Below are 21,825 nucleotides of genomic sequence, written 5' to 3'. Positions count from 1 at the left end.
TCAGTGTCTTTCTCCCTGGATGGCGTCGGCGGCTGCGGCCCGGTTCTCGCTTCGATGTGATTCGTCGCTGAAACTGGTCAGCGTTTGGTAGGATCGCCGAGCTGCTTTAGCCATTCCGTTTTTACGCAATGCCGCAGGCTAGGCCGTTGCGCGCCTTTTTCGGGTATGCCCTATTGCGGCGGGCCGAAGACACCCATCTCGGCAGCCCTGGCGACGGATTCGGCTTTGCCGTAGATGCCCGAGGGGGACGCCATCGCCCAGCCATTGGCAACCAGCCAGGCGCCGACATCCTGTTTGCCGAGCATGCACGGCGCTGCGATGGCAAAACGGTCGGCATCGGGCGGCAGGACGCATTTGAGCGCCCGGCCGCGCAGCCAGGCATTGAAGGCGGCGCGGGCGCGCTGCCCGCAGGGCCAGATGACGTCGCCGAACGTGCAGGTTTTGGCGGGATCGATGTCGACGGCCCCGCTGACGATCACCGTGCGCCCCATGGCCTCGAAGATCGCCGACGAGGTGGCGACCGGACGATAGAGCAGCGTCTCATGCCAGTCCTGCGGCATCGGCGTCTTCGGCGGCACGGCGAGTCCGAGCTCGCCGAGCGGAGGGCGGGGCTCGATGCGCTCGATCCCCGCCACGTCGAGCGGCGGCGGCGCGATGAGGTGATCGGCTATCCTGCGCGCCGGCTGGCCTGGCCGTCTGTCATGGATGGCGACGCGAGAGGCAGGTCGGGCCTCGCTCGCGACCTGGGCAGGCGGGGAGGGCAGGTCCGGCGGCCACCAGTGCCTCGACGCGGCAACCAGCAGCGCGCCGGCGACCAGCCCGAGGCTGCCGAGCGTCGTGGCAAGCCGGCCGGTCGATTTCGCCTCGCCCAAAGCGCGCCTCGTCGTTTCACCGGATCATACATTAGGCGCCGATGACATCGCTTGAAAAGCAAGGCTTTGCGTTAAGTCTCGCGCAACCAATGCTGCCTACAATCGAGCATCGGATCTCGAGGGGGATGACATGACGCGCAAGCCGACACTGCTCTTTGCCTTCCCGGCTCTCATGCTGTTCCTGCTGGCGGCGGAACGGACGGCGACGTTTCTGCTCGGAACCTATTCGGCCAGCCCGACCATGTGGCGCATCTGGCTCGAGCTGCGCCCCTTCTCGACGATGTTCTGGCAGCAGGTGGACTTCTATCTCGGCGGCTCGATGGTGCTGAACGCCGCGATCATCTTCGTCGCGTCTGCCGCCTGCTGGATGGCCTGCCAGGCCAAGAGATCGGCCGGTTTCTTCCTCGCCAACCATGGCGCGCTGATGTTCGCCGGTCTGATGATAGCGGCCGGCAGCCGTTCGGAAACGGCGAGCACGATCGCCAATTTCACGGCGCCGCGCGGCTTTCAATTCTCGCTGGCGATCGACTTCAGCTTGAAAAACTGCATGGTGCTGTGCCTTGGCCTTGCGGCCTGCGCCTATTGCCATGTCGCCTTCCTGCGCGAGGCGAGGCTGCGCGCCGAAGCCCGCGCCGTCCGCATCCTGGCGCTGCAGCGTGATCTGTAGACCCCGCTGATCGGAATGCCTTCCGCTATCGCCCGATGCCGCGTCAGTTGATCTTCTTGTAGTAGACTTTGCCGTCGGCCTGCTGGATGCGCTGATAGGACGGATTGGGTCCGGGCGGCGCGGCCTTGCCCTTGAATGCCGGCGCGCCGACGGAGGGGTTTTCACCTGCCGAGGCCTCGGCCACGGTCGTGTTCGCGAAACTGGGCTCTGGCGCCCGCGGCGGCTCGGCGTCGGCGGCGACGGGCTGGCCCTGCTCAAGCCGGGCAATATTGCCGTTCATCTGGCCGAAACTCGCCTGCAGCTGCCGGTCCAGCGTCTCGAACCGGCTCTGGAAGCCGTTGTTGACGGTATCGATGCGCGCGCCGATCCGCTGCTCGAACTGGCCGAGCTGGTCCAGCCGCGCCTCCAATGCCCGAAGGTCGTTGACGCCGCGATAGAGATAGAAGGCGGCGGTGACGTTGATGGCGGTGACGAGGACCGCGCCGGCCGCGACCACGCCGATGGTTCTCGCTCGGCTCGGCCTGCCCGGCGCCTTTTCCTGTTCGCTGAGTTCGATTGCCGGAATATCCGCCTCGCTGATCATCGTCATTCAACCACCACCTTTGCGCCCACCGCGACGCGCTTGAAGAGATCTATCACATCCGTGTTCGTCAGCCGAAAACATCCGGACGTGCCGTCGAAGCCGACACCTTTGGGATCGTTGGTGCCATGGATGCGATAGAGCGTGTCGCGCCCGTCGCGCGACAGATAGAGCGCCCTGGCGCCGAGCGGATTGTAGGGGCCGGCGGGCACCATCGCTGGTAGCTCCGGCTGGCGGACGCGCATTTCTTTGGGCGGGCGCCATTCCGGCCATTCTGTCTTGGCGGCGACCTTGACGGTGCCGGTCCAGCCGAAGCCGTCGCGGCCGACGCTGATCTGGTAGCGCAGCGCCTGGCTCTTGTTCGTGACCAGATAGAGCGCCTTCTCGTTTTTGCGGATGATGATCGTTCCTGGTTGCTCGCCGGTCTGGAAGGCGACCGTCTTGCGCAGGCTGGGACCCATGGCGGGAAGCGGCGGCAGTCCCGACCCGGCTTGAGCGAAATCGCAAGGCACCGCCAGCGCGATTCCGATCAGGCAGGCGCCGGCGAGGCCTGTCGCTATCCGCCGCTTCGGGCTAGCGCTGGGCATTGTCCAGCCGCTCCTTGAACATGCGCTTCAGGTCCTTGTTGAAGCGGGCCCGGCTGTCCACCTCGGAGGGCAGGATGGCGCGGTTCAGCGCATCGGCGAGCAACGCGTTGTCGAGCACCAGCGACTTGATGTGCGGCGCCTTGAAGATCTTCTCCAGCTCGCTGCGCGAGAAGTGGTTGCCGAACCATTTGCGCTTGTGCTTGTTCGCGACCAAGGTGATCGAGACGCCGTTGCCGCGCAATTCGCGGATCTTCTTGTAGAGCCGCTTGCCCTGCCTGAGCGAGGCGACGTTGAGCTCGAAGACGATGAAGATCTCGTCGCTGGTGCGCAGCACCGACTCGTGCCACGGCGTCTCGATGTTGGGCAAGTCGATGACGATGTCGTCGAAGCGATATGCGACGAGGTCGAGCAGCCGGAAGACGAAATCCGCGCCGCGCGGCTCGAACGGCAATTGCGGCCGCTCGAAGGAATAGAGCGTGAGGCCGGACGGCCGCGACAGCTTGATGACATCCATCAGCTCGACATCGAGCCGCTCGGGCTGGCCGATGATGCCGGCAAGGTCGAACTGGTTGAACTGGTTGAGATAGGCGCCGCAATTGGCGCTCTGGAAGTCGAGGTCGACAAGGCAGGTCGAGGCCGCCCGCTCGGCCGATTTCGAGGCGAGATGCTCCGCCGCCGAGATTGCCAGCGTCGTCGCGCCGGCGCCGCCGCTGGCGGCAATGAAGGTGACGATCCGGCTCTTCGTGCCCTGGTTGCCGGTGTCGTGGAAGGTGACGGCGTTGAGCAGCTCCTTGGGGTCGAGCGGCTTGTGCAGCCAGTCCGACGCATTCATGCGCACCAGCACCCGCGTCTGCTCCGACGTCAGCTCGCCCGACACCGCGATCAGCGGCACCGAAGCCCAGGCCGAGCGCGCCTCGACGATCGCCGCATTGCCGAGCAGTTCGCCATCGCCGAGATCGAGGATGATGATGCCCGGCCGCGCATCGACCGGCGGCCCCTTAAGGAACTCGACCGCTTCCGAAACCTTGACGTCATAGATCGCCAGCGCGTCGAGCCGGGTGGTCACGTCATGCCTGAAATTCGCATCGGACGAAAACAGCGCGACCTGCTTGCGTTTCGTCGGCAGCACTCTGGTGTCGATGGCGTTCATGGCGATGTACTCTTTAAATCTTCACCCGTTACTGTACTCAGCATCGAAGGCATCGTCATATTGCCGAACCCGAGCAGACCGCCCAGGAAAAAGAACTGGAACTGATGGTTGACGATGCTGACCGTGATGGTCGGCACCGGTCCGCCTGGGCGTGTCCAATAGCCCAGGCCAGATGCCTGATATTGAATCCTGACTTCGGATTTCTGGAGCATCGGCAAGAATGTCTGCATCCCGGCACGGGTGGTGCTGCCACTGAAGATCAGGTCAAAGGCGGCCTGGCTCACAGTGAGGTTTTGGCATGTTGCACCTGTTCCGCAGGTGCAAGAGGCAACTCCGGCAGTGTTGGCGGTGCAGATGTAGTTATACGTGTTTAGCGCGACCGCAGTGCCGACTTTGGTCGTATCGCTTTGGGTCAATGTCTCGAGTGAGAGGCCGCTAGGAACGGGAGCGGAAATTTGTGCCAGCCGGGCGCCGGCCTGGACCGCCTTGTTTGCAGCATTCCATTGGTAGAAGGCATAGCCGAAGTCGACGAAGCCAAGCAGCAGGGTCAGCAGCAACGGCATTGCGATAGCGGCTTCGATCATCGCCGCCCCCGACTGACAGCTCCAAAACGGGTTGCGCGGAGTCACCATCCGAAGACACGCTCCTGATGGGCCACGCTGAGTGCGAAATTACCAAAGCCGAGATAGGACCAGAATCCGAGATCCGGATACGTATACGAAGTGCTGACCGTCACCACGTCGACGGTGCTCTTGCTGCTGAGATAGATCTGGGTAGGGGGCGTGGTGGTCGTATCGGCCGCCGCAGTGGATGTCTTTGTAATTGTGACTTGTGCCGGAAGCCAACCGGTCACCCTGGCGCTGGTGCCGTCGACCGCGCCATAGGCCGCGAGCTTTTGGGCCAGCCCCTTGCAAGTGTCCCAATCGCTGCTGCAGCGCGCCATGTAGCGAGCCGCATCCTTGACGCCAGCCTCAAGCAGCAGACGCGTGTTCAGGATATTGGAGAACTCGAATACGCCAGCTGACAACAAAAGCACGAAAGGTGCGACGATCGCCATTTCGACTAAGGCTGTGCCGTCCTCGTCGCGGCGGAACAGTTGGGTGATGTGGCCGAGCTTGGTCATGAGACTCACCGGTAGAGTTGTGCTTCGTTCCGGAGAGCCTTGTCGAGAGTGCCGTTTCCTAGCGGACCGTCGACGTCGACGATTTCAAGGCTGATGGGCTTTTCGGCAGCGGTGGAGTCTTCATCGCTTTTCGTGTTGTCTTGCTTTTGCACAGGACTATTCACAAAAACGCTCGCATATCCATCCGGCTTTAGCTGAGTGTGGCCATTTATTTTGGACTGGTTGGCGATGCAGTCGACAATTGCCATGTTCAGCAACCGTCGGTCAGGATCGACAGTAGGCGTATCACCCTTGAAACATGATGGGGTGCCGCTCTCCTTAGATGGGCTCGGCGACTTGTCGCCGACAAGATTTTGGGAAATCTCGTACTTGTAGACGTCGTACCGAGACGCGGGATGGGTCGTGTCTCCGGTCGGGTAGCTGGCGCTCGGGATCGACGGATAAGCGGCGCCGTTGTGGTTTATGCTCCAGTATGTGCTCCAAAAGCTTTGGGCGCTGATTGGATCGCTCATCCCCGTAGAGCTGTTATAGTTATCACCGGGGGGGAGACCCATTGCCGAGCCGTCGGTGGCTGCGGTGAACTTGTTGCAATTGCTGGTTTTATCGGCACCCTTGCGAACGTTGCTTGCAGGGCGATAGTTCCAGTCCTTATTGTACTTGCTCAATGAGCTGCTATAGATATCGAAGCGGACATTCAGGCCCGCGTTAACCTGGCCCAGGGTAACACCCGTCTTCGTTGTCAGCTTGTCGCGCTGATAGCAGGTGCCGGCTGTGCCCATTGCGATTGCGTCTCGCAGCGAAGTCAGGCTGTTGTCGATCAGCCCAAAGTTGCCCGGACCCGGATTTGAGTCCACTTTCAGAATGCGAAATTCGCGGCTGTAGGTATCGCCCGAAGCGAACGCTTCCTGAATCGTCTTGCTGGTTGCGGGTGTAGCTGTCTCAAACGGGTTGCACATGAAGATCGGCACGGTTTCGCAGATGGACTGGGTGAAGCCGGCCACCGCCTGCGGATCAATATCCATCGTGTCGCTGCCACCATTGAAACTGGCTGGAAAAATCGTCGCGAAGGCCCCCGCGCCGTCAGTGAGGCCTGAGGGGTTCACCGTTACTTCCGCGAATGACACAGCCTTTGGATCCGTGCTGGCCCAGTTCACGCCGTTCGAATCGACACCGGCGGCGCTTAGTCGTGTGTTGTCGCTGGCCGGTATTCCAGTCAGATAAGTTACCGTTACATCGGTGAGGGCGAGTTGGTGATCGCCTGCTGTCGAAAACAGCGTTCTGTTGGCAAGGAGATTGGCGACGGCCCTGTTGGCCCTGGTGATGCTATCCGATCTGCCGTCAAGCTCCGCCGCGGCGGCTAGAGCCAGCGCGTCGACACCTTTCTGCAGATCGTTGTGAAGTCCGTTTGCTCGGCTCATATCGATTGCAAGAACAGCAAAGCCGACAAGCACCGGCAGCATGATGGCGACGAGGATCATCGCTATGCCGCGTTGATCGTTCCAGAATTCACGAATGGGCGTCAACATGATCTACTCTCTGTTCCATTCGTGCCAGGCGCCTCGCTCGCCTGACGCACCGCATCCTTCTCCTTAATTCACTGCGTTCCGGACGGGCCGACATTCACCGTCATGTTTGTCGTTGGCGCCGGCGCTGGCGGGAACTTGTATCTCTGAACGACGCCGACGGACCGCGCCCCATTGCCTTCGATCTTGGTATTGTTGGAAGCCGGGTTGTAGGGATCGACCGTCTGCAGCAGCTGGTTGGCTTTCTGCGAGTCTCCCGCAGCCAGCGTCATCGTGTCGTAATTGTTCAGATAGTCCGCCGCGCAGCCCGCAAGCAGGCTGGAGCCGAGAAGGACGAGCAGGAGCTTATTTCTTGACATAGACCAGCTTGTCCTTCGATTTCACATCCAGCATGTGGCCGTAAGGGCCAGTGACGCCGTCGCCATGCTCGTACTTCCGGATCATGTCCTTGCTGACCTCGAGCTGGCCGAGCAGGAACAGCTCCGGATCGTTGGCGGGCTTCGTCTTGTCGAAAGGCGTCGCCAGTTGCTGACCAGGCTTCACTGGCCGCACGATATGCGGCGTGACGATGATCACCAGTTCGGTCTCTTCCTTCTGCGTGCTCGAATTCTTGAACAGCGCGCCGATAATCGGCACCTGGCCGAGCCAGGGCACCTGTTCCTGCAGCCTGGTGTTCTTGCTGGAGAGCAGCCCACCCACCGCGAAGCTCTGGCCGTCACGCAGGTCGACCGTGGTCTGCAGCTTGCGATTGGTGAAGATCGGATCGCCGGCAGGGGTGAAGCCGGTCAGGTCGCTCACTTCCGGCGCCAGCTTCATATGGATCTTGCCGTCATCGAGCACGACAGGCGTGAAGTTCAGATTGACGCCGAACTGCTTGAATTCGATTCTCACCGCGTCATTGAGGACGGTGCGGATTGGCACCTCGCCGCCGGCGTTGAAGCTCGCGGTTTCACCAGAAGCCGTGGTGAGGTTTGGTTCGGCCAGCGTACGCACGACTCCTTTCGACTCCAGCGCCTCGATGATTAAGTCCACTTTGATGTTGCTGTCGATGACGCGGGTGATCAGCGCGCCGAAGGGATTCGAGGTCGATAAAAGCCCGGTGACCAGATCTCCGGGGCCGAGCACTACATTGTCCTTGTCGACAGCCGCGATGCCGGTACCCGTCCGCGTCGTACCGCTCCCATTTGTGCTCCTGATCGACACCCCGAGATCGCGGTCTGCGTTGCGTTTGGCTTCCAGAATGCGCACCGAGAGATTTACCTGCTCGCTGTCGTCGATGGTGACGGCGTTGATGATGGCGTCAGGACCATATTGCTGCGTCACCTCGACGATAGATGCGAGCGTCGCAGCGTCCTTGACATGGCCGCTCAGCCGAACCTTGCCGTTGATCGAACCGATTTCGATGCGGGCTTTCGGCGCCACCTGTCGGATCGCGGCCGCCATGTCGCTGACATCCTGGCCGACCTCGATCTGGATGGCGCCCAGCGAGCGCTTGTCCTCGGAAAACAAATTGACCGTAGTGGTGCCCACGCTCTTGCCGATGATGTAGAGCGTCTTGTCGGTCATCGGCTGGGCGTCGGCGATCTTTTCGTCGCCGACGACAATATCGCCAAGCGTGGCATTGACCTGGATCGTGGCGGATTGCGAAACGGGCACGAACACGCGGTGCAGCGACGGGCTCGACACATCGATGAAGCGGTCAGCCGCGTGAGCCATTGGGCTCAACGGCAACAATGCCCAGGACCAGGCCAGTGCAGCCGCGGCCAGTGATCCCCGGAAAATGCGCATCTGGATCATCCCCCTTACAGACTCACTCGGATCCCCTATCCGAATGCGCCGTTTTCTATTTTTGCCGCGGTACGTCGTATGTTTCGAGCTTCACGCCGCGAAACACGCCGATTGTAGCGCGGGCGGGAGGCTCCGGCTGCACATATTTGACCACTTCCTTTACAACTTCCTTAGCTTGTGGCGCGGGCGCCACAGCGGGGGCCGGTTTCACCTTGCTCATCTGATCGAGTTGACTGCCGACGCGCTCCACTGCTTTGGCGAGGCCGTCCATCTTCTCGTCGGCCTGCTTGCGTGCGGCTTCCTCCGCGGCCTGCCTGTCAAGCTCGGCCTGCCGCTTGGCCACATCGTCCGGCGTGTCGCCGGTCAAATCGGCCAGCGTTACACGTTCGGTCGTTTCGCCTTTGCTGCCCGCGACCTGGCGAAGCGCCAGCGACAGCTGGCCGGCGCCGGCCGCTAAAGTCAGCTTCTGCGCATCCTTGGTGCTCACTTCCACAGTAACCGCTTTCACCACTTGCGGATTTTCCTTGCTCTCGTCGGCGACCTGGTCGACGGCAAGCACTTTCACGCTTTGCAGCAGCACGTCTACAAAGCTTTTGTCGGCGCCTTGATCGCTGCGCACGGTGCGAGTGAGCAGAATATCCACCCGATCACCAGGGAAGACAAATCCTGCAACGCCCAGCACGTCGTTCACGCGAATGGAAACGGCCTTCATTCCTTCAGCGAGTACGGCTGACAGTGTTGCGCGCTGTCCGGCGCCCGTGATCTTGCTGGCCAGAATCGGCTCGTTGACGCTGATCGGCTGCAGGGCCTGACGGCTCCCGTTGCCGGCCAGGGCCTCTTTTACTGTCTTGAAGGCTCCCGCCGGCACCGCTCCGGCCGGCCACACAATTTCGCGCAACTTATCGGCGCTCAGCGTGTCGCCGAATTTCAGCGGCATTGCCGCGACGACAATGCTGCCTGCTTGCACGCCGTTGGATTGCGCAAGCGCATTGCGCTGGCCCGCGAGCCAAATGTTGACGAGGACGACCGCCAGCACACCGAAGATGCCGGCGAGAACGATCATGACGATTGTGTTGGCGCGCATAACCCCAAGCCCCGAGCCAATGAGCGGGACAGGTCCCGCCACCATTAAGTTCAGGCCCGGATTACACAATCCGGGCCTGATTCTTCAAATGATCAAGAACCCGCACCGCTGGCGCAGGAACCGATGCCCGAGTTGTCCATGGCGCTGCACAGACCCGAGAAGCGGCCCGTCACCCAGCCCCCGATACCGATGACGAAGCCGATCGCGGCGACCGCGATGATGCCGATCAGGATCGAATATTCGACCATAGCAGCGCCGTTTTCATCGTCGCGGAACTGCCGGGTCATCGTCATGAGCTTTTTCATGCCAATTTCTCCCTTTGGAGGTTTGAACCCGACGAGACAGAGCCAAGGAATGAACCCCATACCCAAGCATCCCCCGTCACGTGCAATCCTTGTCCCGCAAAAAAGCCGAGTCAAACGGATTAACAGTCCGTTAACCTTTCAATACTCGATCTGAGGGTTTCCGATTTTTTACAAGAGCTTGATTCGGTTGATTTTTCAAGCGATCTTAACCATTCGTTCATAATTCTGCCTCGTTCAGCCGAAGGTTCCGCCACATTAGGGATGACGCATAAAACATTATATCTGGCAACTTACCCGAACAGGCAGGCCTTAGGCGACCAAGGTCCTAAGACTTTGGTCTGGCACACCGGGAGCGAGGAGAAATAGAACAATTTCCCAATACGGTTTTCTTAACTATGTCCCAAGTAATACGTCTAGTGTGTCCTCTACGCCGCTTGTGCCCCTCGTGGTTAATGCTTAGTTTCGATGTTGGGGAAATCAGAAGGGGATCGGCGGCATGTTGGGTCGCTTCATCAAAGGGCCGGGAGAGCAGCGCGTGCCGCCGACCACAGTTGTCGCAACAGCAAATGGACCGGCCGTTGTCCCAGCCGCGGAAGCAGAACCAGAAAGTGACGATTTCCTGACGCTCAAAGTCGAACTGCATCGCCATCTTATCGACCGCTTCAACCTGACCGCTCTTGAGAATGCCACTAAGGACGAGATTCTCAATGAGATCCGGCCGATCGTTCGTGAATTCGTGCGCGGGCGAAATGTACCGTTGAATGCGCGGGAGCTTGATCAACTGACCAGCGATACGGCGGACGAGATGTTGGGCCTGGGTCCGATCGAGCCGCTGCTCAAGGACGACTCCATCACCGATATAATGATAAATACGCATGAGCGCGTCTTCATCGAGCGCCGCGGCGTGATCGAGGAGACCTCGATCCGTTTTCGCGACGAGCCGCATCTTCTTCGCGTCATCAACAAGATCGTCTCTAACATTGGCCGGCGCGTCGATGAATCGTCGCCAATGGTCGATGCACGTCTCGACGACGGCTCGCGCGTGAATATCGCGGTGCGGCCGATCTCTGTTGACGGCCCGCTGGTGTCGATCCGAAAATTCTCAAAAAATCCGTATTCGCTCGAACGATTGATGGCATTCAACTCGATCCGCCAGCCGATGATCGACATGCTGCGAATTGCCGTTCAGGCGCGCAAATCAATCCTGGTCTCGGGCGGCACCGGCAGCGGCAAGACGACGCTGCTCAACGCGTTGTCGAGCTATATCCCGGCCAAAGAGCGCCTGGTCACCATCGAGGATGCTGCGGAGCTGCAATTGCAGCAGCCGCATGTAGGCCGGCTGGAAACGCGCCCGCCTAATGTGGAGGGTAAGGGCGAGGTTCGCCAGCGTGAATTGGTCAAGAACGCGCTGCGCATGCGGCCGGATCGCATCATCGTCGGCGAAGTGCGCGGCGAGGAAGCATTCGACATGCTGCAAGCCATGAACACCGGCCACGAAGGCTCGATGACGACAATCCATGCCAACACGCCGCGCGATGCCATATCGCGCCTGGAGCAGATGGTCGGCATGGCCGGTATGCCGATGACTCATGAGTCTATCCGCGCTCAGATCGCCTCCGCCATCGATATCATCGTGCAGACGCAACGACTTTCCGATGGCGGCCGGCGGGTGGTCTCCATCTCGGAACTGACCGGTATGGAAGGCAATGTTGTCCAGTTGCAGGAAATCTATCATTTTGTCAGGCGGGATCTGGCCGCCGACGGATCGATCATAGGGGATTTCCGGGCGACCGGGGTTCGTCCGCGGTTCGCCGCCGAGGCTGCTACGCTTGGTCTCCACTTCGGCAAGGATGTGTTCAATCCGCAGGTTCCCTTGTAATGCTCACTGGACAGGCGCTTCTCTATTTTATCTATGCCGTTGCGGCGGCTTCCGTCATTCTTGCCGGTGAAGCCTTTTATCTTTCGCTGGCCGGTCGACGCTCACGTTTCGCCGCGGTCAATCACAGGCTTCGCCGCCTGGCTGATGAAGCGCCGGCGGAAAAGACGTTAAAAGGTTTATTGCGTGAGCGCGGCCTGACCGAAACCGGAGACTTTGTATTCGGCTTCGTGTGGCTCAATCGGCTGTATACACAGTCCGGAATCACCGGGAATCCGCTGATTTTTGCCGCGGTCTTCCTGCTGGCCGGGTTCGTGATTGCGCTGGTGCTGACACTGTTTTTCAGCTTTTCGGTTGTCGGGGCGGTGATCGCGTTTTTGGTCGTGGGTCTTGCGCTGCCCCTCCTTGTCCTTCGGCGCGCCCGCGGCAAGCGAATCCAGAAGTTCGCCAAGCAGCTCCCCGATGCCTTGGACATGATTGTTCGTTCGCTGCGCGCTGGGCACCCTGCTTCTGTTGCCATAGGTCTCGTTGCTCGTGAGATGCCGGACCCGCTCGGAACAGAATTTGGCATCGTCGCCGACGAAATCACCTTCGGGCTCAGCATGGAGCAGGCTGTAAGGAAGCTGTCGGAACGCGTGGGTTTCGAGGGACTGCATTTGCTGACAGTTTCCTTGTCGATCCAGTCGAAAACCGGCGGAAACCTCACCGAGATACTCGCCAATCTTTCGTCCGTTCTTCGCGAACGGCAAAAATTGCGGATGAAAATCAGAGCGCTCTCGGCTGAAGGGCGAGTCTCGGCATGGGTTATCTCTCTGTTTCCCCTTGCAATGTTCCTGGTGCTGCAGGTCATTGCGCCGTCGTACTATGGAAAGATTTGGCATAGTCCGGTTATCTACCCGGTGTTTACCGTCTTCGGCGGGTGGGCCTTGCTCGGCGACTACATCATGTATCGCATGGTCAATTTCGACTTCTAGGAGTGACCATGGGCCTGCTGTCGAACATGAACGACCTGACCTTTCTGGTCTCACTCGCCGTCTTCGCGGCGGCGGTGGCTTTGTTCCTGTTCGCCGCACTGGTCCTCATGCCCGCAATGCAGACCAGGAAGCTCGTTTCGGATAGCCTTTTGGGCGAGGGCTCAGTCGACCCGCGGTCCATTCTCGGCCAGGATCAGCGCGCCAGGCTCGCAGCGCAGAAGCCGATCGATGCCTACTTCAAGGCGGTTGAAAAGGAACACATGCAGCCGGACGCGCTTGAGGCAAAGCTTTTCCGTGCTGGTTTCTATCAGAAGACTGCACCTTTGATTTACACCCTCAGTCGCCTCGCCTGTGTTTGCGTGGGCTTTCTGATCATGTATGCGCTCTTGTCCTGGGTGCTGCCCCCGCGACTGCCCGGTTTCGTTCCTTTGGCCGGCTCCGCGCTGCTCGGCCTGGCTTGCGTCGTCATACCGAGCATCATGCTGGATCGTTTCGAGAACACGCAGAAGCAGATCTATCGTCGCGCCTTTCCAGATTTCATGGACATGATGATCACCTGCGCCGATGCGGGCATGAGCTTGGAGGCAGCGGTCGAGCGGGTCAGCCACGAACTCGCCGGCACCCATAAATGGCTTGGCATCCAGCTCTCGATCATGAACCTGCAGCTGCGGGCGGGCAAGCCGCTGCGCGAGGCGCTTCGTGAGCTTGCCGATCGTATCGGCTTGGAGGAGGCGAAGGCCTTGGCGGTGCTCTTCCGGCAGTCCGAAGAACTCGGCACCAGCCTGACGGACGCTTTGCGGGTCTATAGCGCCGAGATGCGCGACCAGCGCATCCTCCAGGCGGAAGAGCGCGCCAATTCTTTGCCCGTCAAAATGATGATTCCACTGGGACTTTGCATTTTCCCTGTGGTGATGATGGTGATAATGCTACCGGTCATCATTCGTATGAAGGGCATTTTCTTCTAAACCGTCATATGCTTTAGGTTCTGAAACTGAGTCGGAGGGCTCCTTGGGGCAAAAGATGACAAGGCCGACGCGCCTCGCCGCCGCAGCCAGCGTGCTGCTGGTCATGCTCGCCGGCTGCCAGTCGACCGACGCCACCGGCGGCGTCGTGCGCACCAACGAGCCGGCAAAGGGCGACTACACGGCCTTTGGCGACACCTTCGACGGACTGAAGACGATCAGCGACGTCGACTACTATGCTTCGGACCAGGCGGTCACCGAGGCCAAGACACAATTCCGTTCCGAGAACTACGGCAACGCCGGCGCCCTGTTCTACAAGGCGACGAGATTGGCTCCCAATGATGGGGTCGCCTGGCTGGGTCTCGCTGCCTCCTGCGACCGCATTCGGCGCTTTGATCTTTCCGACATGGCCTATAGCCGGGCCTATCGCCTGCTCGGCGCGACGCCGGAGTACTACAACAACGTCGGCTATTCCTATCTGCTGCGCGGCAAACTGCAGGAAGCGCGGACGAATTTCCTGAAGGCCTATGAGCTCGCGCCCAACGATCCGACCGTGGCCAACAATCTGAAGCTTCTGTCGTCCAGTGTGAAAAACATAGAGCGGTCATGAGCCTTTTGCTTGCCGCGTCGCTGTTGCTTAGGGCGCTCGCCATGCCGCTCCTCGGCAAGATCGCCTGGACCGATTTCACGACGCAGAAGATCGCCAACCGTGACGTGCTGCTGGTGATATGCCTCGGTCTCGGTTCGCTCCAGCTCGTGTCCGTTCAGACCGGATCATGGTGGGACATGGGCCTGAGCGCGATCGGCTGTATCCTGCTGTTCGTGGCACTGTTTCCATTTTGGGTTCTACGCAAGCTGGGCGCAGGTGACGTGAAGCTGATGGCGGCCGTGCCGCTTCTGATTGGCGGAAACGGCCTTGTCGTGTTCACGATTTTCCTGCTGATCTTCGCGCTGGCGACCGCGGCATTGGTGAAGAATCCCTTTCTCCTGCCGGCGGGTGCCTTCCGCCTCTACGTGCAGCATATGGATAGGAAAGGTGTCGTGCCATTCGGCGTGCCGATCTCGGCCGCCGCGATCTGCGCGATCCTGTTCCAGATCTATGGCGGTGTGATGCTGGCCAGCAGCTCGGGGGTTCTGCAACAGCTTAACTAGCGTTTAGGTCCGGGGGGTCCTTTCATGTCAATAGCGAGGCTGGCGGTTCGCAGCAGTTCGGCGGCGTGGCGCGCCAATCAACCATTCTTCGTGACGGTGCTTGCCTATATTCTGATCGCACTGACAGCAGCGGCGCATTGGAAAATTGTTGTTGACGTAAAACTTTACAATAAAAATTTCTTGTTTTGTGGGTCTGTAGTGACCCTGATCCTTGTTGTCGTGGTTTGCGGTCGGTTGATCATTGAGCGGCCAGTGCAACCGTTGCGCGCCATAAAGAATGTTATGCTCTCCAATAGGCTGGCGGACCGAATTACAGTCGGATTGCCGGTTGCGCTCGTCCTGCCGATCTTTTTCTCGATGTTCACCAGCATTAAGGAAGGTATCAACAAGATTCAATTATTCTATGCCGACGCGCCTCTGACCGCGATCGACAGGGTAATTCATGGTGGGATCGATGCCTGGAGATTTTTTCATCCTTTGCTTGGCTTTGGCCCGGTCACTTTCTCGTTGAACCTTCTTTACAACCTCTGGTTTGCTGAGGTTTTCATCGTTTTGTTCTGCGTCGTTTTTTCGACCTGGAACGAGCGACTGCGTTCACAATTTCTAGTCGCATTCGTCCTCACCTGGGTCTTGCTTGGCAACATTTTGGCGGCGGCCTTCGCTTCAGTCGGACCGGCATTCGTCATGCCCTTCTACGGCGACGGTACGTTTTCTCCGCTGATGGACTACCTTAAGGCGACCGATATCACCTATCCCGTTTTGGCGCTGGATACGCAGAGCTATCTGCTGACGAATGCCGGACTTGATGGTCCACGTCTGGGCAGCGGCATTTCGGCCTTTCCGTCGGTTCATGTCGCTACCGCGACCTTGAACGCGATCTATCTCTGGCGTTTTGGCCGAGTGCTGAGGTGGGGCAGCATCGCGTTTCTAATCGCTATTCAATTGGGATCGGTGCATCTCGGCTGGCATTATGCTGTCGATGGATATGTTTCAATCCTTGCAACATCCGCCATCTGGGCCGCCGCCGGTTGGCTGTCGAAAAACTGTCCGCGCCCAGAGGCTTGATGATCGCCAAGTTCATCTCAAGAGCTCCGAAGACGCCGATGGTCGGTCTTCAACATGTCTGTTCGGATTCCTGGCACGCCAACCGGCCATTCTTCGTGACACTGGCGGCTTACGCGGTGGCGATCGCCTTTGCTGCGAACTATTGGGAAATTCCACTCGATCCTCAGATCTATAGCCAACCATTCCTGCTGTTCGGGGGCGGAGTTGCGTTTATCCTCTTTGCCACCGTCGCGACGCGGGTAATGCTTGAACGGCCAGAGCGGCTGTTTCCTGGTCTGATCCGTCGCTTGTTGGAAAACGACTTGCCCAACAGGCTCGTCATAGGTTTGCCGGTCGCCTTGACCTTACCTGTTTTCTTTTCTCTTTTCACCAGCATGAAGGGCGGCCTCAGCAGGATAGTGCCCTTCTATGCCGACCCCACGATTGTCGCCATCGACAGGATGATCCATGGCGGCCGGGATGCCTGGAGGATATTGCATCCTCTCCTCGGAGCAGGGCCGCTGACCTTTGCCCTGAACTTTCTCTACAATCTCTGGTTCGTCGTGATGCTCGTCGTGCTGTTTTGCGTCACGTTCTCGACAGGCAACAAGCGTCTTCGGTCGCAATATCTGGTGGCTTTTGTCCTGACCTGGGTGCTTCTGGGGAACGCAGTAGCGACCATTTTTGCTTCGGTCGGACCTGCCTTCATCATGCCCTTCTATGGCGACGATACGTTCTTCCCACTGATGAATCATCTTCAGGCGACAAGCGCGGTCTATCCCGTGTGGGCTCTTCACGCGCAGGGGAATCTCCTTGCCAACGCCGCCCTCGATGGTCCACGCCTGGGCAGCGGCATATCCGCATTCCCTTCGCTCCACGTGGCGGTTGCCATGCTCAACGTGATCTATCTATGGCGTTTTGGCGGGATACTGCGTTGGGCCGGCGTGATCTTCCTGATTGCCATTCAATTGGGCGCCGTGCACTTGGCATGGCACTACGCCATTGACGGGTACGCCTCCATGCTGGCCACGCCGGTCATCTGGATCCTAGCGCGGCGGCTTTCAAAAGATCCAGTCATGGCTACCGCAAAATACGCGAGATCCGATTTCGATTTCGGCTGACCTTTTTCAAGGCGCCCATCTCGACGGACCTGCGCCGCCACCGATGCGCCGCCCACTCTGGCGCCATATCACCGCGGTCGCGATGATCGAGAAGTAGCCGTCAATGGCATAGTGCCAGCCGAAATACACTGAGCCGAAGAGGATTATGCCTGCATAGATCCACGCTACGGCACCCACCCGCCGATTCAAGCTCGAAAGGAAAAGGGCGTTCAGCACGGCAATAGCGACGTGGAAGCTGGGCATTGCCGAAATACCTGTCCCGATCGAGGCCTTGTGGGCCGTATACGACGAATATAGATAATCGGTGATGCGAAGGGTGTCCGGTCCGGAATCGCTTGCCTTAAGCGATCGGATAAGGTCCTCGAACATATCCGGATCGAACAGCCGGTCGTAAAAGATCGGCCCTGCGGACGATGCCGCCAACCTCACGGCCATGCCCAGAATGACTGCGCATGTGATCAGCGACAGGAAATAGCGCTGCCGCTTTGGGGCGTCGTCGAGCCAGGCCGCCACGACTACGACAGCGGCAAGCACAACGAACCAAAGCTGCGAATACAACATGTAGAGTGCCCGATCCGCAACGTCTGGAACCGGCACGGCGCGCGCCCATCTCCATGGAGCGCCGAAATGCAAAGCGGTGTCGATCCTTGCCAGGAATTGATCGGCGAAGAACGGCACCAGCTGCGAGAATTCATGCTTATACGCAGTGAATGCGGCCAGGCAAAGTATGAAAATTCCAAGTGTGATTGTTGCGCCCGGGCCGCGCGACGCCAGTTTGTACCGTAGCCAGCTTGCTGGAGCTCGCGGTTGGCTGATGACTGCTGCAACGATCAGCCCGATCAGGATCAGGAAGGGCAGCAACAGATAAAGCAGCTTCAGCCTGCCTGTGCCAAGCGCAGAAAAATAGGTGACTGGGAACAGATAGGCCGCAAGGCCGGCATAGCACAGGCCAAAGACCGCGAGCTTCGCGGAGACTGAGAACCGCGATCGTTCGGCCGCTATGTCAGACGCCATTTCCATCGCCGCACCGGCTTTTTCTTGATAACGGGCAGAGGCGGCGGCTCGCCGGAGACAGCTGGTCTCGGGTCTTCAAACATCAGCCGTTCGGCAAGCGCGACGGCGCCAGCCCCAACCGCGCCGACAACAGCCAAAATCAAAAGCTTTCTGAGAAAATCCAACGGCCACACCACCCGAGTGAAATTTCAAAACCCCGCGGTCTGTTTCTCCACCAGCTTCAGTCTACCCTTTTCCACCTTGAAAAACGGCATCGATCTTTGGCTCGAGCCGTCAGCGCGGAAGCGGAACAGGCCGGTCGAGCCGCGGAAGCCGCTGGTGTTTTCCAGCACCTGCTTGGAGAAACCGTTCGGGCCGACCGAGCTTGCTATGCCGGCCGACAGCGCCACCATGTCGTAGGCGTAGGCGACGTTGACGTCGGGCTGGTAGTTGTAGGTCGCTTTGAAACGGTCGGCGATCGGTCCGGTCTCGCTCTGGTCGAGCGTTGCGATATAGGCGCCCTCATAGAGCGGATCGATCGGGCGCTCGAGCCAGCGCTCGGTGCCGATCAGGCTCACGGCCTTGCCCGGAATACCCTTCGCCTTGAGCGCCGCCAGCACGGCGACAGGGCTGCCGTCGCCGCTGGCGACGACGACGGCGTCGGGCGCCTCGACCAGCGAACCCATGTCCGACACCACCTTGGCGGCGTCCGACGCCGAATAGGGAAGCGTCACGGCAAGCGTCGCGCCATAGATGCTGAGCGCGTTCGCGACCCGCGCCTCGAGGGCGCCGGCGTTCGCGCCCGCCGGCACCAGGAGCACGAATTTCTTGGCGCCCTTGCTGGCGACCGCTGCCGCGCCCGCCGCCGCGCTGTCGGCTTCGCTGAGCCGCACCGAATAGACGCCGGGGCCGCCGGCGAAATTGTCGGCCAGCGCCAGCACCGGCGGCCGCTGCGTGCCGGAGAGTTTGGCAAGGTGCTGCGCCGCCGCAAGCTCGGCCGGCCCGATGACGACCTTCACGCCGCCCGAAGTGATCGCCTTCACCGCCAGGTCCTTGGCATAGCCGCTGTCGCCGCGCGTGTCCTCGATCGTCAGCGTCACCAGCTTGTCGCCGAGATCGGCCATTGCCAGCCGCGCGGCATCATACATCTTCCTGCCGTTCTCGCCCGCGCTGCCGGGGGCGGAGAGCGGCAAAAGCATGGCGATCTTGGTCGAGCCCGTGCCGAGCGTCAGATTGGCCTTGGGGGCGGTTGCTGCGGAACTGGCGGTCAGCTGCGCGGGCGCGGCGGTGGTGGCTCCGGCCTGGCTTGCCGGAACGGCGATCGCCGCGGGATCCAGCACCTCCGATGCGCCGTTCTTCGACTGGCAGCCGGAGATCGCCGCGACCACGGCAAAGGCGAGCGCCGGGGCCAATCCAGGAAAAGTGCGCAGCGGTTTCCCGTCCGCGATTGCGCAAAAACGCATAGCCGGACCAGTTCGGCGTTTCCCGGAAACGATGAACCGCTCCAACGCTCGCGAAAACCCGCGTCGGAAACGCCGCGCCACGCCGGCATGCGTGGCGACCCACGCCGGTCGCACGCAAGCGTCGGCCTCGGCGCAGGCTCTCTTGGCCATCATCGCAGCTGGTCGGCGCGCCCGTCAGCTCAGTGCATGTACTCGACCATGCGGTCGTGGAAGCATTCGCACTTGTTGAGGTAGTCCTCGTCCTTGTAGTTGGTCTTGAGATAGCCATAGGCCTTGCCGCAGGCGACCTTGGCTTCCGAGGCCCAGACGAAGGCGGGGCGCGACGAGTTGATCCATTCCGGGCTGTTGGCGACGGCGACCGATTCGTCCATCAGCTTCACCACATGGTCCTTGAGCTCGACCATGTTGTCGGTCAGCACCAGGTCCGAGGTGCCGACGGTGCGGCAGTAATTCACCGCCGGCTCGCCGATGATATCTGCGGCAAAGCCGGTCGATCCGGCGAGCAGCACCGCCACGGCCGAAGCCAGCAGTCTTGCGGAATGTTTCATGTAAGCCCCTCTCCAAATTGCGAATTCACGGTTCGCTAACGCTTAGCATAGCAGCACGGCCGCGCATAAGCACTAAATCGTGGCCGTGTGCTGTTGATGGTTCGTGTCGTCGTAAAGGATGTTGATTGTTCCGGCCGCAGGCGCGTTCTGAAGAACGGCGACATCGACGAAGTTGGCGGGATTGCCCGAGCCGCTGGCGTCCACGCTCACCGTATTGGTTTCGCTGTTATAGTGGACGTAGTTGTTGATATTGCCGGCAGGCGCGGTGTCGAACAGGGCGCTGAGGTCGATCTTGTCGCCCTCCGAGCCGTGGTAGTCGGTGATCAGATCCTTGATGTCCAGGCTGTCCAGCTTGAACGTATCGGCGCCCGAAGTGCCGGCCATGGTCGACGCAGCTCCGGAAGCGGCGCTATCGAAATTGCCGAGTCCGATATCGGCGACCGCGCCCGTCTCGCCATTGGCGGTCGTAAAAGTTGCTTCGCCATAGGTCAGGACCGAGCCGTCGGCCGACACCGAATGCTGGTTGTTGCTTTCCAGTCCGATCTCGACGATGCCCAAAGCGGCAAGGCTCTTGAACTCACCTGGGTCCGACACGCCATTGCCGTTGGCATCCTGCCAGACACCAAATTGCGCGAAGTCGTGGTCGGCGGCGGTCAGCTTGCCGTCATGATTCGTGTCGTAGACCTGCTCGAGCGCGGCAAGGTCGGTCGCAGCACCCACGGCGTGCTGGGTGAAGACGATTTCCGAACCGTTGTTCACCTTGCCGTCGCCATTGAGGTCGATCGCCAGGATACCGTCATGCGAATCTACCCAGGCGGTCTTCGAGGCGACACCATCGCCGTTGTAGTCGAACGAAACGGTGGAGTGCGTGAGATCGGTGGTCTGGATTCCGTCGTGGTTGAGGTCGAGCACCACCGGGGTGGCGACGGCGAAGGGCGTCAAGCCGTCTTTTACGTGAACAGTGAAATTCGCCGTTCCAGTCTGGTCGCCGTCACCGTCCGTAAGCTGCAGCGTCACCGGAATGGTGTGGTCGACCGTGGTCGATGTCACACCGACGTCCGTGAGGTTGAGCTTGGTCTTGCCCGAAGACTCGTATGCGTCGACCCAGGCGATCTGCAGGCCTGCAGGCGAATTGATCGTCAGCGACGTCGCACCGGTAGTTGGAATGAAGGAAGCGGTGCTTCCGTCGGTGTAGTGGGCGACGAACTCGACCTTGTTGCTGGCGCTCACTGCGTCGAACGAAAATTTGGCATAGCTGACATTCGCCATGGTGATGGCCGGGGGCGTATAGCCGCCGGCGCCGTCGTAGTCGTTCGGCGCACCGAAATCGAAGCGCATGAACTCGCCCGCGTCGAAGTTGTTGTTGCCAAGTCCCCAACCGGCGGTCGAGCCGTTGACGTTGGACGTCTGCGCGAGCGACGGATCGCCGCCCGCCAGCCAGGCAGCCTCATGAGCTCCAGTGAAGATGCCGCCGGCATCCGTGGGCGCCCAGCCGGTCACCATCACGATGTTCTGACCGCCGGCCGTCACGACGATGGAGTTGCTGGGGCCGGCGCCGAATGAACCGCTCGAGGCAATGGAGACATTGCTTGTCATGCCGTCAAGTTTGGCCAGCAGATCGAAGGTGTATTGCCCCGAGGTGCCGGCCGCGGTGTTCACCGTGACCGTGAAGACCGCCGTGTCGCCGGCGTCGTGGCTTCCGTTGTTGTTGTTGTCGGCGTAGGCCGTCAGCACGTTGCCGACCTGCTCTGTGACAAGATTGTGCCCATTGGAGGTCAACCCGGTTGTATTGACCGTGATCGTCATGGCCGCGCCGGCGCCGTCAGCACCGGGAACGAAATTGATGGCCCCGACGGCGGGCGTCTGCGCGGGGTCGTTGCTGGCCTGCTGGCTCTGCACGCTGTTCAGCGTCGGCACGTCGTCGATGATGTTGGCCGAGAGCGTGCCGGTGGCGTTCTGGCCGTCCTGGTCGGTGAGCGAGACGGTCATGTTCTCGAACAGGCTGTTGGTGCC

24 protein-coding genes are annotated in these 21,825 nt (G+C 60.3%); 8 read left to right on the top strand and 16 right to left on the bottom strand.

Translation table 11 applies throughout. From position 1 onward, the window contains the following. Positions 1-170: 170 nt before the first annotated feature. Positions 171-872, bottom strand: a complete 702-nt coding sequence (locus P9254_RS22520) for a thermonuclease family protein (RefSeq protein WP_278055379.1) — start codon at positions 870-872, stop codon at positions 171-173. Between the two features lie 130 nt (positions 873-1,002). On the opposite strand from P9254_RS22520, the gene P9254_RS22515 reads away from it, so the two are divergent. Next, complete coding sequence (locus P9254_RS22515) at positions 1,003-1,539, top strand: hypothetical protein (protein WP_278055377.1); 537 nt, start codon at positions 1,003-1,005, stop codon at positions 1,537-1,539. Between the two features lie 43 nt (positions 1,540-1,582). Here the strand turns inward: P9254_RS22515 and P9254_RS22510 are convergent, their stop codons facing one another. The 10 genes from P9254_RS22510 to P9254_RS22465 all read right to left on the bottom strand — a co-directional run bounded on the left by P9254_RS22510 (position 1,583) and on the right by P9254_RS22465 (position 9,679). Continuing rightward, positions 1,583-2,128 carry a hypothetical protein gene (locus P9254_RS22510; RefSeq protein WP_278055375.1) on the bottom strand — a complete coding sequence of 182 codons (546 nt, stop codon included), beginning with the start codon at positions 2,126-2,128 and terminating at the stop codon, positions 1,583-1,585. Beyond that, complete coding sequence (locus P9254_RS22505; RefSeq protein WP_278052770.1) at positions 2,125-2,706, bottom strand: L,D-transpeptidase; 582 nt, start codon at positions 2,704-2,706, stop codon at positions 2,125-2,127. Before P9254_RS22505 ends, P9254_RS22510 begins: the two co-directional genes overlap by 4 nt. Then, a complete protein-coding gene (locus P9254_RS22500) occupies positions 2,693-3,856 on the bottom strand; it encodes an AAA family ATPase (protein ID WP_278055374.1) in 1,164 nt (387 codons plus the stop codon). Before P9254_RS22500 ends, P9254_RS22505 begins: the two co-directional genes overlap by 14 nt. Further along, positions 3,853-4,440, bottom strand: a complete 588-nt coding sequence (locus P9254_RS22495) for a TadE/TadG family type IV pilus assembly protein (RefSeq protein WP_245475426.1) — start codon at positions 4,438-4,440, stop codon at positions 3,853-3,855. Before P9254_RS22495 ends, P9254_RS22500 begins: the two co-directional genes overlap by 4 nt. Positions 4,441-4,481: 41 nt before the next feature. Beyond that, entirely contained in the window at positions 4,482-4,979 is a 498-nt protein-coding gene (locus P9254_RS22490) for a TadE/TadG family type IV pilus assembly protein (RefSeq protein ID WP_127248288.1), read from the bottom strand. A 5-nt stretch (positions 4,980-4,984) separates the two neighbouring features. Beyond that, positions 4,985-6,505 carry a TadE/TadG family type IV pilus assembly protein gene (locus P9254_RS22485; protein ID WP_127248289.1) on the bottom strand — a complete coding sequence of 507 codons (1,521 nt, stop codon included), beginning with the start codon at positions 6,503-6,505 and terminating at the stop codon, positions 4,985-4,987. 68 nt (positions 6,506-6,573) lie between these two features. Further along, positions 6,574-6,861, bottom strand: a complete 288-nt coding sequence (locus P9254_RS22480) for a hypothetical protein (RefSeq protein ID WP_127248290.1) — start codon at positions 6,859-6,861, stop codon at positions 6,574-6,576. After that, entirely contained in the window at positions 6,848-8,290 is a 1,443-nt protein-coding gene (locus P9254_RS22475; protein ID WP_336619664.1) for a type II and III secretion system protein family protein, read from the bottom strand. The genes P9254_RS22480 and P9254_RS22475 overlap by 14 nt, the downstream gene beginning before the upstream one ends. 55 nt (positions 8,291-8,345) lie before the next feature. Beyond that, positions 8,346-9,374 carry a Flp pilus assembly protein CpaB gene (cpaB, locus tag P9254_RS22470; RefSeq protein ID WP_278055371.1) on the bottom strand — a complete coding sequence of 343 codons (1,029 nt, stop codon included), beginning with the start codon at positions 9,372-9,374 and terminating at the stop codon, positions 8,346-8,348. A 92-nt stretch (positions 9,375-9,466) separates the two neighbouring features. Beyond that, positions 9,467-9,679, bottom strand: coding sequence for a Flp family type IVb pilin (locus P9254_RS22465; RefSeq protein WP_095776422.1), 213 nt, complete (start codon positions 9,677-9,679; stop codon positions 9,467-9,469). Between the two features lie 496 nt (positions 9,680-10,175). Between P9254_RS22465 and P9254_RS22460 the strand changes: the two genes are divergently transcribed. The 7 genes from P9254_RS22460 to P9254_RS22430 are packed head-to-tail and all read left to right on the top strand — an operon-like array spanning position 10,176 to position 16,808. Further along, the gene (locus P9254_RS22460; RefSeq protein ID WP_095826899.1) at positions 10,176-11,558 is read left to right on the top strand and encodes a CpaF family protein; all 1,383 of its coding nucleotides are present in this window, start codon (positions 10,176-10,178) and stop codon (positions 11,556-11,558) included. Continuing rightward, a complete protein-coding gene (locus P9254_RS22455) occupies positions 11,558-12,529 on the top strand; it encodes a type II secretion system F family protein (protein WP_278055370.1) in 972 nt (323 codons plus the stop codon). Before P9254_RS22460 ends, P9254_RS22455 begins: the two co-directional genes overlap by 1 nt. 8 nt (positions 12,530-12,537) lie before the next feature. After that, positions 12,538-13,494 (top strand): type II secretion system F family protein, encoded by a 957-nt coding sequence (locus P9254_RS22450; RefSeq protein WP_179294423.1) that lies wholly within the window; start codon positions 12,538-12,540, stop codon positions 13,492-13,494. A 55-nt stretch (positions 13,495-13,549) separates the two neighbouring features. Next, a complete protein-coding gene (locus P9254_RS22445) occupies positions 13,550-14,101 on the top strand; it encodes a tetratricopeptide repeat protein (RefSeq protein WP_095826901.1) in 552 nt (183 codons plus the stop codon). Continuing rightward, positions 14,098-14,643, top strand: coding sequence for an A24 family peptidase (locus P9254_RS22440; protein WP_095776419.1), 546 nt, complete (start codon positions 14,098-14,100; stop codon positions 14,641-14,643). Before P9254_RS22445 ends, P9254_RS22440 begins: the two co-directional genes overlap by 4 nt. A gap of 24 nt (positions 14,644-14,667) precedes the next feature. Then, positions 14,668-15,708 (top strand): phosphatase PAP2 family protein, encoded by a 1,041-nt coding sequence (locus tag P9254_RS22435; RefSeq protein ID WP_278055368.1) that lies wholly within the window; start codon positions 14,668-14,670, stop codon positions 15,706-15,708. Then, positions 15,708-16,808: a phosphatase PAP2 family protein gene (locus tag P9254_RS22430; protein WP_278055366.1), complete on the top strand. Its 1,101-nt coding sequence runs from the start codon at positions 15,708-15,710 to the stop codon at positions 16,806-16,808. The genes P9254_RS22435 and P9254_RS22430 overlap by 1 nt, the downstream gene beginning before the upstream one ends. A 6-nt stretch (positions 16,809-16,814) precedes the next feature. Here the strand turns inward: P9254_RS22430 and P9254_RS22425 are convergent, their stop codons facing one another. The 5 genes from P9254_RS22425 to P9254_RS22405 form a co-directional block, all read right to left on the bottom strand. Further along, a complete protein-coding gene (locus tag P9254_RS22425; protein ID WP_278055365.1) occupies positions 16,815-17,828 on the bottom strand; it encodes a phosphatase PAP2 family protein in 1,014 nt (337 codons plus the stop codon). Beyond that, on the bottom strand, positions 17,807-17,986 hold the full coding sequence (locus P9254_RS22420) for a hypothetical protein (RefSeq protein ID WP_143749002.1): 180 nt from the start codon (positions 17,984-17,986) through the stop codon (positions 17,807-17,809). The genes P9254_RS22425 and P9254_RS22420 overlap by 22 nt, the downstream gene beginning before the upstream one ends. Before the next feature lie 24 nt (positions 17,987-18,010). Beyond that, positions 18,011-19,264: a penicillin-binding protein activator gene (locus P9254_RS22415; RefSeq protein ID WP_278055364.1), complete on the bottom strand. Its 1,254-nt coding sequence runs from the start codon at positions 19,262-19,264 to the stop codon at positions 18,011-18,013. Between the two features lie 179 nt (positions 19,265-19,443). Further along, positions 19,444-19,812 carry a hypothetical protein gene (locus tag P9254_RS22410; RefSeq protein ID WP_095826434.1) on the bottom strand — a complete coding sequence of 123 codons (369 nt, stop codon included), beginning with the start codon at positions 19,810-19,812 and terminating at the stop codon, positions 19,444-19,446. 72 nt (positions 19,813-19,884) lie between these two features. Beyond that, positions 19,885-21,711: a type I secretion C-terminal target domain-containing protein gene (locus P9254_RS22405; RefSeq protein ID WP_278103902.1), complete on the bottom strand. Its 1,827-nt coding sequence runs from the start codon at positions 21,709-21,711 to the stop codon at positions 19,885-19,887. Positions 21,712-21,825: the final 114 nt, after the last annotated feature.

The sequence above is a fragment of the Mesorhizobium sp. WSM4983 genome, assembly GCF_029625765.1.
In the GTDB taxonomy this organism is placed as follows: domain Bacteria; phylum Pseudomonadota; class Alphaproteobacteria; order Rhizobiales; family Rhizobiaceae; genus Mesorhizobium.
Note: the sequence above shows the minus strand (reverse complement) of the source record. Positions and strands in the feature narration are given on the sequence as shown.

What these genes read in the sequence shown, in the direction of transcription:
- P9254_RS22515 (WP_278055377.1), top strand. Translation starts at nt 1,003, where the DNA reads ATGACGCGCAAGCCGACACTGCTCTTTGCCTTCCCGGCTCTCATGCTG.
- P9254_RS22510 (WP_278055375.1), bottom strand. Translation starts at nt 2,128, where the DNA reads ATGACGATGATCAGCGAGGCGGATATTCCGGCAATCGAACTCAGCGAA.
- P9254_RS22505 (WP_278052770.1), bottom strand. Translation starts at nt 2,706, where the DNA reads ATGCCCAGCGCTAGCCCGAAGCGGCGGATAGCGACAGGCCTCGCCGGC.
- P9254_RS22500 (WP_278055374.1), bottom strand. Translation starts at nt 3,856, where the DNA reads ATGAACGCCATCGACACCAGAGTGCTGCCGACGAAACGCAAGCAGGTC.
- P9254_RS22495 (WP_245475426.1), bottom strand. Translation starts at nt 4,440, where the DNA reads ATGATCGAAGCCGCTATCGCAATGCCGTTGCTGCTGACCCTGCTGCTT.
- P9254_RS22490 (WP_127248288.1), bottom strand. Translation starts at nt 4,979, where the DNA reads ATGACCAAGCTCGGCCACATCACCCAACTGTTCCGCCGCGACGAGGAC.
- P9254_RS22485 (WP_127248289.1), bottom strand. Translation starts at nt 6,505, where the DNA reads ATGTTGACGCCCATTCGTGAATTCTGGAACGATCAACGCGGCATAGCG.
- P9254_RS22480 (WP_127248290.1), bottom strand. Translation starts at nt 6,861, where the DNA reads ATGTCAAGAAATAAGCTCCTGCTCGTCCTTCTCGGCTCCAGCCTGCTT.
- P9254_RS22475 (WP_336619664.1), bottom strand. Translation starts at nt 8,290, where the DNA reads ATGCGCATTTTCCGGGGATCACTGGCCGCGGCTGCACTGGCCTGGTCC.
- cpaB (WP_278055371.1), bottom strand. Translation starts at nt 9,374, where the DNA reads ATGCGCGCCAACACAATCGTCATGATCGTTCTCGCCGGCATCTTCGGT.
- P9254_RS22465 (WP_095776422.1), bottom strand. Translation starts at nt 9,679, where the DNA reads ATGAAAAAGCTCATGACGATGACCCGGCAGTTCCGCGACGATGAAAAC.
- P9254_RS22460 (WP_095826899.1), top strand. Translation starts at nt 10,176, where the DNA reads ATGTTGGGTCGCTTCATCAAAGGGCCGGGAGAGCAGCGCGTGCCGCCG.
- P9254_RS22455 (WP_278055370.1), top strand. Translation starts at nt 11,558, where the DNA reads ATGCTCACTGGACAGGCGCTTCTCTATTTTATCTATGCCGTTGCGGCG.
- P9254_RS22450 (WP_179294423.1), top strand. Translation starts at nt 12,538, where the DNA reads ATGGGCCTGCTGTCGAACATGAACGACCTGACCTTTCTGGTCTCACTC.
- P9254_RS22445 (WP_095826901.1), top strand. Translation starts at nt 13,550, where the DNA reads ATGACAAGGCCGACGCGCCTCGCCGCCGCAGCCAGCGTGCTGCTGGTC.
- P9254_RS22440 (WP_095776419.1), top strand. Translation starts at nt 14,098, where the DNA reads ATGAGCCTTTTGCTTGCCGCGTCGCTGTTGCTTAGGGCGCTCGCCATG.
- P9254_RS22435 (WP_278055368.1), top strand. Translation starts at nt 14,668, where the DNA reads ATGTCAATAGCGAGGCTGGCGGTTCGCAGCAGTTCGGCGGCGTGGCGC.
- P9254_RS22430 (WP_278055366.1), top strand. Translation starts at nt 15,708, where the DNA reads ATGATCGCCAAGTTCATCTCAAGAGCTCCGAAGACGCCGATGGTCGGT.
- P9254_RS22425 (WP_278055365.1), bottom strand. Translation starts at nt 17,828, where the DNA reads ATGGAAATGGCGTCTGACATAGCGGCCGAACGATCGCGGTTCTCAGTC.
- P9254_RS22415 (WP_278055364.1), bottom strand. Translation starts at nt 19,264, where the DNA reads ATGCGTTTTTGCGCAATCGCGGACGGGAAACCGCTGCGCACTTTTCCT.
- P9254_RS22410 (WP_095826434.1), bottom strand. Translation starts at nt 19,812, where the DNA reads ATGAAACATTCCGCAAGACTGCTGGCTTCGGCCGTGGCGGTGCTGCTC.